The organism is Enterobacter sp. UNJFSC 003, from assembly GCF_036903355.1.
Classification (GTDB): Bacteria; Pseudomonadota; Gammaproteobacteria; order Enterobacterales; family Enterobacteriaceae; genus Enterobacter.
On record NZ_JBAKHK010000098.1, the window covers coordinates 1 to 301 of the forward strand.

The following is a 301-nucleotide window of genomic DNA, read 5'->3' on the forward strand; positions in this document are numbered from 1 at the left end:
GGAATAAACACGTTGCAGTGGCGGACGTTGGCCGATTTCGCTTCGGTCACAGATATAACCACTCCTGTCACGCATTAAATCAACACTCTCAAAGATTCTGGTGCGGTATTTCTCCAGCTCGTTCCCCCAGAGCGTATATTCTCCGTTCCGGTTGTGAAGCAGAAGGTAACAGGTCATTTCCCCGTTACCAGGCATGGGAGCCTCGCCATACCCCGTAACGACTGCTCTCAGCACCCCTGAATCCATAACGGCATTGTCATTTTTCCTGAGCTGCTCCGCGCGGCTACGTTCAGTATCTTCC

The 301-nt window shown here is 52.2% G+C and carries 1 pseudogene; it reads right to left on the minus strand.

Features of this window, described 5'->3' with window-relative positions:
* Nucleotides 1-301, minus strand: a pseudogene (locus tag V5P19_RS23265) (conjugal transfer protein); the annotation flags it as partial.